Raw genomic sequence first — 14,124 nt, forward strand, 5'->3', positions numbered from 1 at the left:
TTATCACAGCTTCTTCCGGTCTCAGCCGGGATCGTTCGAACGGGTTGCCCGGCGGTAATATTCCACAGGACCAAGGTAGACGGATACGTTAGTATTACCGGCCCTTAATCGGAATACAGTTCAGTATGCCATTCAGCAGCATCAATACCAGAGCGACCCGGGTTTTCGATTTCATTTGCCTGTGGATGCTGCCGCTGGGCTTTTTTCTTTTGCTTTGCGGACTGTTTTTTCTGCCTACACGCGGCGGCTATCAAAGGTTGTTTTACGTCCTCGTGAGCACCCCCGCCCTGATAGCCCTGTGCATTCGCCCCAGTGAATTGAAGAACCTCCTGCGAGAGCCGCTGGTTCAGGCATTCCTGCTTTATTCCGGCTGGGCGCTGCTGTCACTGTACTGGAGCCCTACGCCAGACAGCGTGTTCAGCCTGACAAAACCACCGCTGTATATTTTCATGCTCTTTGCTGGCACCAGCCTGCTGCTGCGTTACCGTGCCGAAAGCTTCAAACTCGTCCTGCTGGCTGCTGCCCTGGTAGCGTTGGTCGCCAGCACATTCAATCTTTATATTTTCCTGTCGCACTATGCACCGGGCGATCGGATGATCGGCGGGGGTGCCTTTGACAACCCCTTGCTCAGCTCCCACCTGTTCGGCTTTTTCTGCACCTACTGGTTTTTTCTGGGCATGACCGTGCGCAATCCGAAGCTGCTGTTTGGCATTGTCCCGGCCTTTCTGGTCATGTTCGCGGCCGCCCTGGCAACCGGCTCCAGAACGCCTCTGGTTGCCATCGCCATAGCAGGCCTCTGGCTGGCATTCACTTGCTGGAACCGTCGTTCATTGTTGCTGCTGGCCATCATGGGCGCCCTTGGCGTAAGCCTGCTGGCGGCGTTACCGGACATGCTCCTGGCGCGCGGCGACTCCTACCGCTTCGAAATCTGGAGACAAGCGCTGCATCTGATTGCCGATGCGCCCTGGATTGGCCATGGTTATGACGCGACGCTGAGCATCGATCCGGGGGTTGGCTATCCCTACCGCGAACCTCATAGCTTTGCCTTGGGCGTGCTCTTCTATGTCGGCATCATCGGGTTCTTGCCCTGGCTGGCCATGCAACTTCTAGGACTGTTCAACTGCTGGCGCCAGCGCTCGCAACCGCTGTTTATCCTGGCGTCGACCCTGATGGTATTCGGTATAGGGGCCAGCCTGGCAGAGGGTGGCGACATCCTGTACACCCCCCGGGAGCATTGGTTCCTGCTGTGGATACCGCTGGCACTGATGGCTGCGCTGAGCATTGCCCAGCGCACAAACCGTCTGTCGAAGCTTTCGGTTCGCAGTCTCTCTGCCGACGATGCCCAACGCATGACCATCAACGCATCGGTGGTCGAAGAAGACGGCCTTGGGCCCAAAGTCCTCAAACTTGAGGATGGCAGTTTTCTGAAGCTGTTCCGTGCCCGCCGTTGGCATACCTACGGCAGCTTTTATCCCTATTCCGAGCGCTTCGCCGAAAACAGCCAACGCCTGGCCCGTACAGGCCTGAACACTCCAGCGATCCTCGATCTGTACCGCATGCCCAATGGCAGTAGCGCCGTACGCTACCAGCCCCTGCCAGGCAGAACCCTGCGCCAGGTGCTGCAAGCCATGCCCAGCGTGAGTATGCGCCAGGCACTGGTGCAACGTTATGGGCGCTTCCTGGCAGAACTGCACGAACGCGGGGTCTATTTCCGCTCATTGCACCTTGGTAATGTTCTTTTGCTGGAGGACGGCGAATTCGGCCTGATTGATCTGGCCGACTTGCGCCTCCTGCCCTCACCTCTGAACCTGGAGCTTCGTCGACGCAACCTGCGCCATATGCAGCGCTACACGGAAGACCGGCGCTGGCTGTTCGACGCGCACTTTACCGACCTGCTTCAGGGCTATGCCCTCCTGGCACCAGACAACGCCGTCAAATGCATTCACAAGCAAGTGCATTCCCTTGGTTTGGCGAGCTGATTGAACCTGCGGCGCCTCCCCGGCTACTGCCGGCACATTATCCGAGCAAGCCGTAGCGAAGGCGCGCAGCCAGCCGGCCAAGGAGTTGTCGGGTCTTGAGCTTGGGCTTGCGTACTACCTGCTCGATATCACTCATGACCATCAGGCTCTGCCGGGCCAGCAAGGGGCGCACAAGGAACGCTCGAGTCGTGGGCAGGAGGTTTTCCGAGTAATACCAGTCGAGCGGCAGCCCACTGAGAGGCGCCTCCTGCAGGATCCGATCATAGAGCTCTGCCTTGACCACGTAAGCATGAGCCAGGCGCACCCGATTGACCGCCACCAGGTTGGCTGACACCTTGCGCGCCTGCCCGCCCTTTTTCAGCGTGCCCCCCAAGTACAGCATCGTCCAATCCCGTGACGACAACTGTGCCGGCACCCGACGCAGGACCGCAGGCGCATAGGGCTCAAACTCGCAATCGTCCTCCAGGACCAGCACCTGCGGCCAGCCGCGAGCCTTGGCCATGGCAATCACCGCAAGATGGCTGCGCATGCACGCCCAAGTAGCGCGCAACTTGTGTTCGAACCTGTCGCTGTCGCCATCGACGCGCAACAAAAATTCGCGCAGTTGCGGCGATGGCAGATCATCGTCCAGCCGATGCATCGACACGGCACTGAAACGCTCGGCCTGCAGCCCCAGACCGTGCAAGTGTGCCTGTATGCGAGCCCAGCGATCTTTCCTGCTGTCGAGATTGATGACGCAGGCATGTGCAAAAGGCCAAATCATTTTCCGTTCACCACCGCAACCGTGATTATTAAAGTGTCAGGCCTGACTGCCGGCCCCTACTGGACGGTGCCGTCAAGCACCAGAGAAGGCACAGGCTCTGCCTGCAACAGGTCAACCAACAAGCCGACGGTGGTATCCAGCCCTTCTACCCCGTGCGCCAAGTGAAACTCGGCGAAATGCCGGGCCCGCTCCTGACACTGCAGATAGTTGCCTTGAATCCAGACTACCCGCGCGGCCAGCTCTGCAGTCGTGGTGATGCGCTCGCCCAGGAAGCGCTCCTGAGAAAAAATGTCGTGATTTTCACCAACATTGACATAAATGACCGGGCGCCGCGCCAGCGCCGCCTCGATAACTGCGTTAGACATAATGCTCACAACGATCGAAGCCTGCTCCAGCGCAGCGGCCAGACCGACTCCACGGTCCAGAACCTGCACGTTGGACAGTACCGCGGCCGCGCCGTGCCAAAACGACACCTGGCTACGCGGATGCGCCTTGATCAGCACCTGGTACTCAGGGTGCTGCGCCGCCCAATCGCGCAGCAGGGCGTAGGTCCGCTGGTAGCTGCGCTCCTTCTCTTTGTCCGGGCCAACGCCCAGGACCAGCAGCACCCGCCGCTCAGGGTCGGGCGGCGGCAGGTCGTAGGCTGCATCAATCATGTGCGAACCGGACAGAACCGCATTCGAACTGCCGAAGCGTAGCGGCCGTGACTGCAGAGCCTCCAGCGAACTGCGGCCGAACATGAAGTAATAGTCATAGTCGTTCATGCCCAGACGACTCGAAGACTCGACCGTGGTCGCATGCGCCAGGTGCACCAGCAGGTGATGATGCCGGTTCAGCGCCAGACGCAGGAACGGCGCATACAGGCTACCGTTACGGTCATTGAGCAGAATCTTCGGCTGGTGGTGAGCCACCAGCCATTCGGCATGGGCGGCATAGCCAAAATAGCGCAGCGGCACCGCCTGCTGCGGATGCTTGAGCAGACGCTGGGCAAGAATGGTCCCAGGCACCTGCAGCGCAGTTTCCACCAGTGAGTGGCCGCTGGCACGCAGGGCAGCAATCAACAGCTTCTTGCGCTGCAAGGGAATGACTTTGGATGCTGACTGCAGCAACAGGAAATCGCAGGGCTCGGCCACGACCTCCGCCGCCAGGCGCGCCCGCGCCCTCCAGCCGAAAAACCAGTCTACGCAAGCATCCCGACCAAAGCGCAAGAGGCTACCCAGCCAGGAATGGCGCTCGCGCAATCGCCGCCAGCGATAGCGGTCCAGGGCATGAGCCTTGTCGGCCCAACTGTTGCCAAAAACATCCTGGATCATGCTGTCCCCAATAGACAGTTACCATCGTACTTCGTCAAGCGAACCCCAATGGCGCGCTTGGTGCGTTTTTCCAGAAAGCATCGAATCCAGCCCATTGCATTGCCCCTCAGTTTTTTTCCAGAGGGGAAAAATACAACCGCCCCAATCCGCGCCAGGTCTTTGCAGACCAGGCTTTGAAAGGGATCTGTGCCAGCAGCTCACGAGCCAGCGCCCGATCGCGATTAGCTGTTTTAAGGAACATCGAGTTGAGAAACTTGTAACGCACCTCGTCATACAACGGATGATCGCTGAACAGCGCGTAGGACCGCAGAATGTTGTCGACCATGAAACGATGATTCTTATACGAGTTGGTCGCGTGTTTGCGATAGCGCGCCATCAGTACATTCAGACCATCGATGAAGTAACCGGCGTGAGTCACCTTCAACTCGATCAGCAGGTCCTCCAGACGAATATTCGGGTCGAAGCCACCTACCTTCTCCAGCGCCTCCCGCCGAATCATCAGTGTCGGCGCCGGCGGATAGGGCTTGCGTTCGAGGAACATGTCATCGAAGTCCAGGCGTCGAAACGGCACATCCCGGCGTTGACGCTTCTCGGGAAAGAGGTTTCCATCGGCGTCGATCAGCTCGATGTTGCCGGCGCAAATACCAACCTCGGGCTTGCCATCCATGTAAGCGACCTGAATCGCTATGCGCTCCGGCAACATGATGTCGTCAGAACCGAACGGGACGATCAAGCTGCCTTTGGAGCGAGCAATCGCACCATTGAGCGTGTTGGTCAGTCCCTGATTCTGCTGAACCCGGAAATCGAACGAGTGCTGCTCCTGCAGTCGCTGGATACGCTCGACGCTGTCATCTGTGGAGCCATCATCGACGACCAGCAATTCGATATTCGAATAGGTCTGATTCAGGACGCTGAGAATACTCTGCTCAATGTACGGGCCATGGTTATAAGAAGCGATGATCACTGTCACCACAGGTTGATCGTCTTTCATGCCTCACCCTTGCGCGCCTGACTCAGACCTGAGTCGATCAATTGCAGATACTCCTGACGGAACACGTCGATATCGTGCTGTTCTTGCAGATAACGGTAGGCCTGCTCGCCTTTGGCTTTGAGCTCTTCATCCGAAAGTCCCAGATAGGTATCCAGCGCCTTGACAAGCGACGGGACATTCGCCGGCTCGACGGCAAGACCACCCGCGCCCTGAACAAGCGGAAGCATGGCTGGCACATTCGAGGCAATCACCGGCAAATGGCCGCTCATGCCTTCAAGTAATGCCAGGCCCAATCCCTCGGCCAACGAGGGCATGGTCCAGATATCGAATGCGCGAACATACTGCAGGGCGTTTTCCTTGAACCCCAGGAGATGTGCGCGCCCGCTCAAACCCAATCGCTCTATTTCACAGGCCAAACGGGCTTCTTCGCGACCGGCACCGATGATCGCCAGCTGCGTCTGGGGATATTTGTCTTTGAGCGCGGCAAAAGCCTGCAATAAGTAGGTATGACCTTTAACGGGTACCAGACGCCCGAGCGCGCCGATCAAGCGTACCGCTGGATCAAGCCCCAACAACTCGCGCGAACGCTCACGAGAGTGCTGCAAACCTTCAGCCTGCTCGATATCGATGGCATTGGTAATGGCATAGGTATTGCCGTCAGTGAAGCCGCAATTACAATCCAGCAAGTACTGCTTGACCGCTGGCGACACACCGACAAAACGCCAGTGGCGATCGATGAGATTCTGGGTCTGACGCCGCCGGTAAAAACGGTCGTACTCGCCGAAGCCATGGGAGATGCCGATACACAATGGTATTTTCAACCAGCGATTGAGTTGCAACAGCATGTTCACCGGCTTGAAGCGATTGCAGATGACCGCATCAAACTTTTCTTTTCGGCAAAACTGATACAACCGCCACATGGCTCGCAGGCGCATCCCCTTGAGCGACTTGTCGGAGAACTCGAAATAGACCGAGTGGTCGGCACGGCTTACGGCCTCATCCGGCTCCGGTCGGCCACGCAAGAACGCCGCTGTTATTTCATAACGCTCAGCCGGCAGAGCCTTGACGATTTGCTCCGCAAGATCGGCAAAATCGTGCGCTTTAACGTTGTAGTCAGGTTGCAGTTGCAAGACCTTGAAACGCTGATTCATGACTCATCCCCGATGAAACCTGTTGCGTCAATGATCCAGGCCGGCTTCGCAGCCAGGTCTTTTACGTATTCAGGATCAGGCTCGGACAACCGTGACCACTCATTGCGCTTCCAGCAATAGAAGTGAAAATACGGAAACGAGCGATCACCGTCCCGATCATTGGTCAAACACCCCTCACGCCAGTACCAACGCCGGGGAAAATCATCAGTGCCATCGTGCCACTTGATATGGCCGCCAGGGGTGCTGAATGCTTCGGTAAACTCACTGCGCCGCCGCAATGGATTGAACTTGCCAAGCAGATTGAATAACGGTTTGGGGAAATTCTTGCGCCAGAGGAATATCCGGCTGAACGCCCCTTCATCCAAAGCGTGTTGCTTTTGATCGGTAAAACGCGTTTTCCAATTCTTGATCCGCATGAACAACTCGCGCTGGCAAGCCGTATTGCGTATCAGGCACAGGTGCCCGGCGACTCGTCGCTCATGGGTCGAAAACAGGTCCAAGCCGGCCAATCGCTCAGCCGTAAAATAGCGACGCAGATCGCCATACACCAGGTCAATGTCACCAAAAGCCCAGAAATCGTAACCCGCCAGGCGATCGGCATGGATATGACCGAGCGCTGGCTTGATGTCACAGAGCTTGTAAGCCCTGGCAGGCGAGAAATCGATATTCAGGCGGCGCGACACCAATTGGCAGTATTCACTGAAACCGATGTTCTCGATCTTTACGTTTTCTGGCAGATTTTGTGGCCGACCGCAGTCACTGAACAACAGCCAATCGATGTCCGCATTACGCCGGCAGCTTTCGAGAAAGAACGGCATCCAGAACGGCCAGCGACCGAAATAAGGAATAAGGAAAAGAATGCGGGAAGACGAATTATTCACTGAGAGCTCACTACAGAGAAAAGAATACGAAGCAATGCTATACCCGCGTGTCTTTATTCATGTTTCAAAACCCAGAACAGCTCATGGCGCCTGACCGCCTTGCGAAAAAATTCGTTCTCGCCATAAGACGAGCCCGAGCGCCCTGCCAACAGACGCTGCAATCCACGACGCAGGCGACGCTTGAACGGCGCACACGGCTGCAAGTCATGCATCATCCCCAGCGCCATAGCCTTGTCGCGCTGCTGCTCGATCGACAATGCCAGGCAATATGGCTGCAGCACATACGCTGGATCGAACACTGGCGGCAACGCAATCCCGGCCTCTGAATCCCCCATTGGCCAGCGATCATTGTCATGCAGGTGGTTCGCGTAACCGAGCAGTGTAGTCGGCTGCCACTCAAGCCCCTTCAAGGCTTCCAGCACCGCATGCTGTGCACAGATGTGATCAGGATGCGGATCGAGCGATGGATGCGGCAGGACAATAACTTCAGGGCGCGCCTTGAGCAGCAGTTCGCGCAGATCGGCCAGCAGGTTATTCCAGGTCGGTGCACCATCGCGGTCACCGGGCAAGGCAAACGGATTGAGTTGGCGAAACAGTCGCGTGTCGCTCAGATCCGCCTCACGCGAGCCAACCGGTTGATCCGGCGCCGCCTGCATGGCTGGCAATTGCAGGCAGAAATACCCCAATTGCACACACTGCGATTCAGGCACGCCGGCCCAGCGCGGCACCGCAATGCTGTCCCAGGCGCGCAAGCGGCCTTTGATCCGCGAAGCTTCGACGGCGTTCAGCCCCATCTGCCGATAGTGCCCGGCTTCAATTTCGCCAGCGGTCAACGTGACAATCCAGGCCTCGTCGGCCTGGCTGTACAAACCGAAAGCGGCCAGCTCCGCATCGTCGGCGTGAGGCGCGATCACCATCACTCGCTGACGGCAGTAATCCGGGTGTTCGAACGACCAGAGCACCGGCTCGCCGAGCAATCGGCAGAAACGCCCACGCACACGCAAATCGCCCTGCGACAGAACATGTGCCTGACCACTGAGGTTGAGGTAACGCATACCGTCTACCCCACGTTCGAAGGCTTGCCGGTCTGGATTGTCGCCACCCGACAACTCGACTGCAGGATCGAAAAAACGTCCCAGCCAGGTGCTTTTTACTCGCAGCGCCAGTACCAGCGTGGTGTCGTCGGTCAGGATGACGCCGTCGTCCAGCAGCAGACGCCCACCGTCCAGTCGGACCTTGGGTTGCTGCGTGTACGGCGGAAAACTGTACTGGTAATCATCCTTGGGCGAGTAAAACAAATGGTCGGCGAACCACGCTTCATGGGCGACCCAGGCCAGGACCGCGAGTACCAGCGGCAGCCACCAGGTGACCAGCACGCCAACCGCAATCAACAGCAAGACACCGATCAACAGGCCGATGCGCTTGTTACGTCGATGACGCTTGAGCAGTTGCTGCTTGCGACTGACGGGCTGGCTCATGGTCTGGCTCATACGGTAAACACCGGCACAGAGTTGCACCAGCGGTCCTTGTATTCACGATCGGCACGCCCGAAGGAAAAGCGCAGCGGCTTGTCGATTGCTCGTGCGTGCTCCCAGGCGCTTTGGGTATTGAGAAAACTCAATACGCTACCGGGGCTGAACTCGCGAGTCTCGGGGTCGACGCCACCGTTGATGTACTCGACGCTGATCCACTCTGGCGCTTCCACACGGTAGACCAACTGAATCGCAATCGGCGCATCGTTGAGGAAAATCACCGAGCCAATCATCAGCTCGCGCAGCAACTCAAGCACCTCGCCCATACGTGCTGCACCGGTCGCCGGAAACCCCCAGCGACGCTGAAAAAGATCGCAATAAATAGCCGCCAGTTCCTGACTGGAAAAGTCGCTGACTGGCCGTATCACGCCACCGGCCTCTTCCAGCAAACGCAGTTCACGGCGCTGGTTGTAGCGAAACTTCTTCGACAGCTCTTCAGGTGTGCGGGCCATGGCCAATTGTTCGGTTTGCAGCTTGAGGCCGGCAAAGCGACCTTCATTCAGCGCAGACAAGTAGCGCCCGCGGTGACGCAACAGCGCTTGCGCGTCGGCCGCAGCCGGCAGGATGAATTCAGCGTTGCCGAGATCGAACAGACCTTTCTTGCCGTTACGCTTGAGCACGTCCTTGGACAATGCCAGGTCGCGGCCCCAGGTCGGGATCGCGGCTTTCAGTTCGCCACCCTGCTCCCAGGCCAGGTAACGCACCGGGATATCGGCCAACTGCGCCAGACGCTCGACCACCAGTGGATGAGTCGCGACGCTACCGCCAAAAAGCTGCCAGGCATCGCTATACGTCGACGCGTCGACAACGGACCAGCCACGCTCGCGCCAGCCTTGAAATCGGTTGAGCATCAGGCCCTCGCCGTCAGTTCAAGGACTAGCGGCAAACGCCAGAACGCCTCGCGTACCGCGCGATCCGAGAAGCGCTCGCGCAGGCGGTCAAGCATCATTTCGGCGCAGACCTGATGCTCGTGCTGATTCATCACGGCCAGGTGTTGCAGGCCCTGCGCCAGGTGTTCGACATCTCCCAGAGGGAACAAAATACCGACACCTTCGACCACCTCCTTCGCCCCGCCGCACGCGGTGGCCAGCAACGGCACACCGGCGGCCATGGCTTCGAGCAGTACCATGCCGAACGGTTCGTGGTCGGAACTCAGGGCAAAGACATCGAAGGCCCGGAAGTAGCGACGCGCCTCCGGTACCTGACCGAGAAACAGCACGCGGTCACCAATACCGAGTTCGCGAGCCAGATCCTTGAGCTTCTGCTCCAGACGGCCGGAGCCAAGAATCGCCAGTTGACTGTCGACCGGCAAACGCGGCAAGGCCTGGGCAAAGCCGCGCAGCAAGGTGGCCTGGTCCTTGTCCGGATGCAGGCGACCGACGTTGCCGATCACCCACGCATCCGGCGACAGCCCCAAGGCATCGCGCGCCTCATAGAAGGGCACCTGAGAGGCCTGCAATGCGTCGACATCGATGCGGTTGTAGAGGGTTTGAATCCGCGCCACCGGCCACTTCGGCAAACAACGGCGCATGTCGTCGCGCACCGCATCGGAAACCCCGAGCAGGCTCAGGCGCTTGCGAAAAACATGCGCGAACAGCTTGCGCGTCCGCCGCTGGTAATCACCAAAGCCGTGATGCACGCCGATCACCGGCAACGCCGTACCGAGCAAGGCGATGTAGATCGGCTTGAAACGGTGGGCGATACAGAAACTGAAATTGCGCGACTGGGCGATTTTGCGCAGATCGGCAATCGCTCCCAGCTTCAGGCCACGAATGGCCTTGGAGCTGTATTCCATGAACAGCACTTCATCAGACGCACAACCTGCTGCAACGTCTGCATCGGCGGCCCCGGTGAGAAACACCGTGGTCACTCGATAACCAGACCCTGCAAACAGGCTGGCGTACTGTCGGACGCAGTCCAGGAACGGCCCGTCATAGCCGTGACAGAACTGCAGCACATGGCGTTCAGCCGAGCGTGTCATAAGCGTCCGCGCCGTCTTTAACCACCAGAATGTCTTCCATGATCAGATACTGTAGATCGGAACCGAAGAACATGTTCAGGGCGTCGGTCGGCGAGCAGATCATCGGCTCACCACGGCGATTCAGCGAGGTGTTCAGCGACACACCGTTGCCGGTCAGCACTTCCAGCGCTTTCATCATGTCGTAGTAGCGCGGATTGTATTCGCGCTTGAGCACCTGGGCACGGGAGGTACCGTCTTCATGGACGACTTCCGGCACGCGGGTTTTCCACTCTTCAGCCACTTCGAAAGTGAAGGTCATGAACGGTGCCGGGTGATCGATCTTGATCATCTGCGGCGCCACGGTGTCGAGCATCGACGGGCAGAAAGGCCTCCAGCGCTCGCGGAACTTGATCTGGTGGTTGATCCGGTCAGCCACGCCTGTGGCGCTCGGGCAACCGATGATCGAACGACCGCCCAACGCACGCGGACCGAACTCCATGCGCCCCTGGAACCAGGCCACCGGATTGCCATCGACCATGATTTTGGCGATCTTCTCCGGCATGTCATCAAGCTTGCGCCACGCAGGCTTGCTCGGGTGACGGGCGCAGGCCGCAATCACGTCTTCGTTGCTGTACGACGGGCCGAGGTAAACGTGTTCCATTTTCTCGACCGGAACACCACGGGCGTGAGACACGTAAGCCGCAGCCCCCACCGCGGTGCCGGCATCGCCGGACGCAGGCTGTACGAACAGCTCTTTGACGTCGTCGCGAGCGATGATTTTCTGGTTCAGCTTGACGTTCAACGCACAGCCGCCGGCGAACGCCAGCTTGCCGGTTTCCTTGAGCACGTCGCCCAGGTAGTAGTCGATCATCTGCAACGCCAGTTTCTCGAACAGCGCTTGCATGCTCGCGGCGTAATGGATGTACGGTTCGTCAGCGATATCGCCTTCGCGTTTCGGACCCAGCCACTCGATCAGCTTCGGCGAGAAGTAGAAACCCTTGCCCTTCTCTTTGTAGCGACGCAGGCCGATGACGTTGGCGTAATCGGTGTTGATCACCAGCTCGCCGTTTTCGAACGACGCCAGGCGGGAGAAATCATATTTGCTGGCGTCGCCGTACGGCGCCATGCCCATGACCTTGAACTCACCGTCAAGCATTTCGAAACCGAGAAACTCGGTGATCGCGCCGTACAGGCCACCGAGGGAATCCGGGTCGAAGAATTCCTTGATCTTGTGGATCTTGCCGTTCTGGCCATAACCGAAAAAGGTCGTGGCGTACTCGCCCTTGCCGTCGATCCCGAGGATCGCGGTTTTCTCTTTGAAACCAGAGCAGTGATAGGCGCTGGAGGCGTGAGCCAGGTGATGCTCGACCGGCTCGATCTTGATTTTCTTCGGATCGAAGCCCAGTTGCTCGAGGCACCAGACAATCTTGTTGCGATAGCGCTTGTAGCGACGGTTGCCCATCAGGATCGCATCAAGCGCGCGGTCCGGTGCATACCAGTAACGCTTGGCGTAGTGCCAGCGGGCCTTGCCGAACAGGCTGATCGGGGCAAACGGGATTGCCACTACGTCAACGTCGGAAGGTTTGATGCCCGCCTGTTCCAGACAGAACTTCGCCGATTCGTAAGGCATGCGGTTCTTTGCATGTTTATCGCGTACGAAGCGTTCTTCTTCAGCAGCCGCGACCAGCTTGCCGTCGATGTACAAGGCTGCGGAAGGATCATGGCTAAGGGCGCCGGACAGGCCAAGAATCGTCAATGCCACAGGGGTCTAGCCTCTTAAGTCTGCATGCAGGCGACGTGCGCCTGGAAATAATGTGTCCTCGCAAAAGGGCGAGAAACAGCTAAAGGGCGGGATTATAGCGTAAAGATGGCGGGAATGACCCAGAGGTTGTTTGACGCGGGGAGATCGCCCTGGACGACGGTGCGCGAGCACGTTCAACCCCGTGCGGGGCGCCAGTAAATCCTGATATTGCCGTCGGCAGCCTGCCGGTAAATCGTGTACGGCAAGCACACCGTGTCCAGGACACCCGACACCGTCAAATCCAGCAATACCAGCGGCACAAGAATTCCCGTCGGATCCGGAGGTGCATTCAAGATACAAAAATCATAAGCCAGACCGCTGTAGATACGAGGAATGGACTGGCAATAGGTTTTCTGCCTCCTGAGACCACGGGCCGCCTCGGCCTCATCTTGCAACACCGTACTAACGGTCCCGCAACCGCCTAAAGCAAGAGAAAAAACACCCAGCGAAATAGCCGTTTTTATAGTCAATGCTTGCCCTCCTAGAACATCAGGCAACGCTAGCACCGCGATTGCTGGCCCCACAGATCACGACTTCTGTAGATCACGTAGGATGATTCATAAAGAGTCGTCACCAACGACACAAACGGCTATTGCCTTCATCACTCAGGTTGGCTGTCAGGCCAACATTGCTAGCAAGCCCAGATCCTAAAAAGCCCATGAACGTAGGACACAAAGAAGCTTCCGACACGCTTTTAAGGTTGCCGGTCGGAATGCGCATATCTAGGCTTCGAGGGTCGCTGCCCATTCAGCGACCGGACGTGAGAATCCGGACATCTCTAGGCGCACAGCTGGCCACCCTATACAGTGCAGACGTTTTTTCGTCTGTCGCTCAAGTTATGGCGGCTGTGCGCGGGCACGTTTCGGCGTGGCCGGGTTCCTAGAGTCCCGGTTTCTCACCCCGCGTACGGCTGCCACCCCAAGTCCGTGAGAAGACCTTGTGGCAGCTCCACTACTCTAGGAGCTTGATCATGCATAAAGTCACTCCAAATCCCCCTGAAACCCCAAGCACTTCCCCTTACGCTTCCACCGACTCAAAAAAACTCCACGACGCTGCCGAGCGGGCACTGGATCATTACCTCAAGCCGCCGTTCGACAAGGGTAACCTGCCCGACAAACGCCCCTCCAACATCTTCGCGGTCATCCCCGATCTGGATAACGAAACCTTGCTGGCGCATGCCTCGGAAACCCTCGCCTCGGTCAATGTGCTGGCCAGCGATCTGGCGTTTGAGCTTGAAGGCACACGCCGGCACGTGGCGCTGGCGATTCAGCAGATGGTTTCGTTGGGGGAGTTGTTGGTGAATCGGGCGCTGGATAATTACGATCAGCCAGAGGCGCCGTAACACCCCACGGTGGGAGGGTCGCCCGGCCCGCCCCACCGTTTTGATCTGTGTATATCCGCGAATGATTGTGATCGTTCCCACGCTCTGCATCAGCTCACGAATCGTGACGCAGAGCGTCACAGGATGCATTCCCACGCAGAGCGTGGGAACGATCAATCTAACGCCGTACGCGCTCTTACCACTCAGGCCGGCCGGTAGGCCGCCGTGCTTTACTGTTGATCTTGATCCACCCGCCCCTTCGGGAGGCCGAGTGGAGGTGTTCATCAGGGGGTGGGCGCGCAGCGCCGTACGGCGCAGCCGGACACATCGAGAGGAGGTCGTCGCGAAGCAGACCGTAGGCGATGCCCCCTGATGAATGCCGGAACGAGGGGACGCCGAGCCTAGGCGAGGTGCCGTACGCTTGGGGCGAAG

At 58.4% G+C, this 14,124-nt stretch carries 12 protein-coding genes; 2 read left to right on the plus strand and 10 right to left on the minus strand.

Annotated features, from left to right (window positions below; translation table 11 throughout):
• The first annotated feature begins 125 nt into the window (after positions 1-125).
• Positions 126-1,979, plus strand: a complete 1,854-nt coding sequence (locus tag AC1DIG_RS25525; RefSeq protein ID WP_477769521.1) for an O-antigen ligase family protein — start codon at positions 126-128, stop codon at positions 1,977-1,979.
• 37 nt (positions 1,980-2,016) lie between these two features.
• Here the strand turns inward: AC1DIG_RS25525 and AC1DIG_RS25530 are convergent, their stop codons facing one another.
• The 10 genes from AC1DIG_RS25530 to AC1DIG_RS25575 form a co-directional block, all read right to left on the minus strand.
• Entirely contained in the window at positions 2,017-2,742 is a 726-nt protein-coding gene (locus tag AC1DIG_RS25530; RefSeq protein WP_477769522.1) for a glycosyltransferase family 25 protein, read from the minus strand.
• A 56-nt stretch (positions 2,743-2,798) separates the two neighbouring features.
• Positions 2,799-4,055 (minus strand): glycosyltransferase family protein, encoded by a 1,257-nt coding sequence (locus AC1DIG_RS25535; RefSeq protein ID WP_477769523.1) that lies wholly within the window; start codon positions 4,053-4,055, stop codon positions 2,799-2,801.
• A gap of 106 nt (positions 4,056-4,161) precedes the next feature.
• Entirely contained in the window at positions 4,162-5,046 is an 885-nt protein-coding gene (locus AC1DIG_RS25540) for a glycosyltransferase (protein WP_477769524.1), read from the minus strand.
• Entirely contained in the window at positions 5,043-6,197 is a 1,155-nt protein-coding gene (locus AC1DIG_RS25545) for a glycosyltransferase (RefSeq protein WP_477769525.1), read from the minus strand. The genes AC1DIG_RS25540 and AC1DIG_RS25545 overlap by 4 nt, the downstream gene beginning before the upstream one ends.
• Positions 6,194-7,015, minus strand: coding sequence for a DUF6625 family protein (locus AC1DIG_RS25550; RefSeq protein ID WP_477769534.1), 822 nt, complete (start codon positions 7,013-7,015; stop codon positions 6,194-6,196). The genes AC1DIG_RS25545 and AC1DIG_RS25550 overlap by 4 nt, the downstream gene beginning before the upstream one ends.
• Positions 7,016-7,131: 116 nt before the next feature.
• Positions 7,132-8,556 carry a PIG-L deacetylase family protein gene (locus tag AC1DIG_RS25555; protein WP_477769526.1) on the minus strand — a complete coding sequence of 475 codons (1,425 nt, stop codon included), beginning with the start codon at positions 8,554-8,556 and terminating at the stop codon, positions 7,132-7,134.
• A gap of 8 nt (positions 8,557-8,564) precedes the next feature.
• The gene (locus tag AC1DIG_RS25560; RefSeq protein ID WP_477769527.1) at positions 8,565-9,461 is read right to left on the minus strand and encodes an antimicrobial resistance protein Mig-14; all 897 of its coding nucleotides are present in this window, start codon (positions 9,459-9,461) and stop codon (positions 8,565-8,567) included.
• Positions 9,461-10,591, minus strand: a complete 1,131-nt coding sequence (locus AC1DIG_RS25565; protein ID WP_477769528.1) for a glycosyltransferase — start codon at positions 10,589-10,591, stop codon at positions 9,461-9,463. Before AC1DIG_RS25565 ends, AC1DIG_RS25560 begins: the two co-directional genes overlap by 1 nt.
• Positions 10,575-12,332: a carbamoyltransferase family protein gene (locus AC1DIG_RS25570; protein ID WP_477769529.1), complete on the minus strand. Its 1,758-nt coding sequence runs from the start codon at positions 12,330-12,332 to the stop codon at positions 10,575-10,577. The genes AC1DIG_RS25565 and AC1DIG_RS25570 overlap by 17 nt, the downstream gene beginning before the upstream one ends.
• A 173-nt stretch (positions 12,333-12,505) precedes the next feature.
• Entirely contained in the window at positions 12,506-12,841 is a 336-nt protein-coding gene (locus AC1DIG_RS25575) for a YceK/YidQ family lipoprotein (protein ID WP_477769530.1), read from the minus strand.
• 500 nt (positions 12,842-13,341) lie between these two features.
• Here AC1DIG_RS25575 and AC1DIG_RS25580 point away from each other — a divergent pair, with 500 nt between their 5' ends.
• Complete coding sequence (locus AC1DIG_RS25580) at positions 13,342-13,713, plus strand: DUF6124 family protein (protein WP_477769531.1); 372 nt, start codon at positions 13,342-13,344, stop codon at positions 13,711-13,713.
• Positions 13,714-14,124: the final 411 nt, after the last annotated feature.

This window comes from Pseudomonas sp. 05N431 (assembly GCF_056397005.1).

Excerpts from the sequence above, each read along its gene's own strand:
- AC1DIG_RS25525 (WP_477769521.1), top strand. The coding sequence starts at position 126 with ATGCCATTCAGCAGCATCAATACCAGAGCGACCCGGGTTTTCGATTTC.
- AC1DIG_RS25530 (WP_477769522.1), bottom strand. The coding sequence starts at position 2,742 with ATGATTTGGCCTTTTGCACATGCCTGCGTCATCAATCTCGACAGCAGG.
- AC1DIG_RS25535 (WP_477769523.1), bottom strand. The coding sequence starts at position 4,055 with ATGATCCAGGATGTTTTTGGCAACAGTTGGGCCGACAAGGCTCATGCC.
- AC1DIG_RS25540 (WP_477769524.1), bottom strand. The coding sequence starts at position 5,046 with ATGAAAGACGATCAACCTGTGGTGACAGTGATCATCGCTTCTTATAAC.
- AC1DIG_RS25545 (WP_477769525.1), bottom strand. The coding sequence starts at position 6,197 with ATGAATCAGCGTTTCAAGGTCTTGCAACTGCAACCTGACTACAACGTT.
- AC1DIG_RS25550 (WP_477769534.1), bottom strand. The coding sequence starts at position 7,015 with ATGCCGTTCTTTCTCGAAAGCTGCCGGCGTAATGCGGACATCGATTGG.
- AC1DIG_RS25555 (WP_477769526.1), bottom strand. The coding sequence starts at position 8,556 with ATGAGCCAGCCCGTCAGTCGCAAGCAGCAACTGCTCAAGCGTCATCGA.
- AC1DIG_RS25560 (WP_477769527.1), bottom strand. The coding sequence starts at position 9,461 with ATGCTCAACCGATTTCAAGGCTGGCGCGAGCGTGGCTGGTCCGTTGTC.
- AC1DIG_RS25565 (WP_477769528.1), bottom strand. The coding sequence starts at position 10,591 with ATGACACGCTCGGCTGAACGCCATGTGCTGCAGTTCTGTCACGGCTAT.
- AC1DIG_RS25580 (WP_477769531.1), top strand. The coding sequence starts at position 13,342 with ATGCATAAAGTCACTCCAAATCCCCCTGAAACCCCAAGCACTTCCCCT.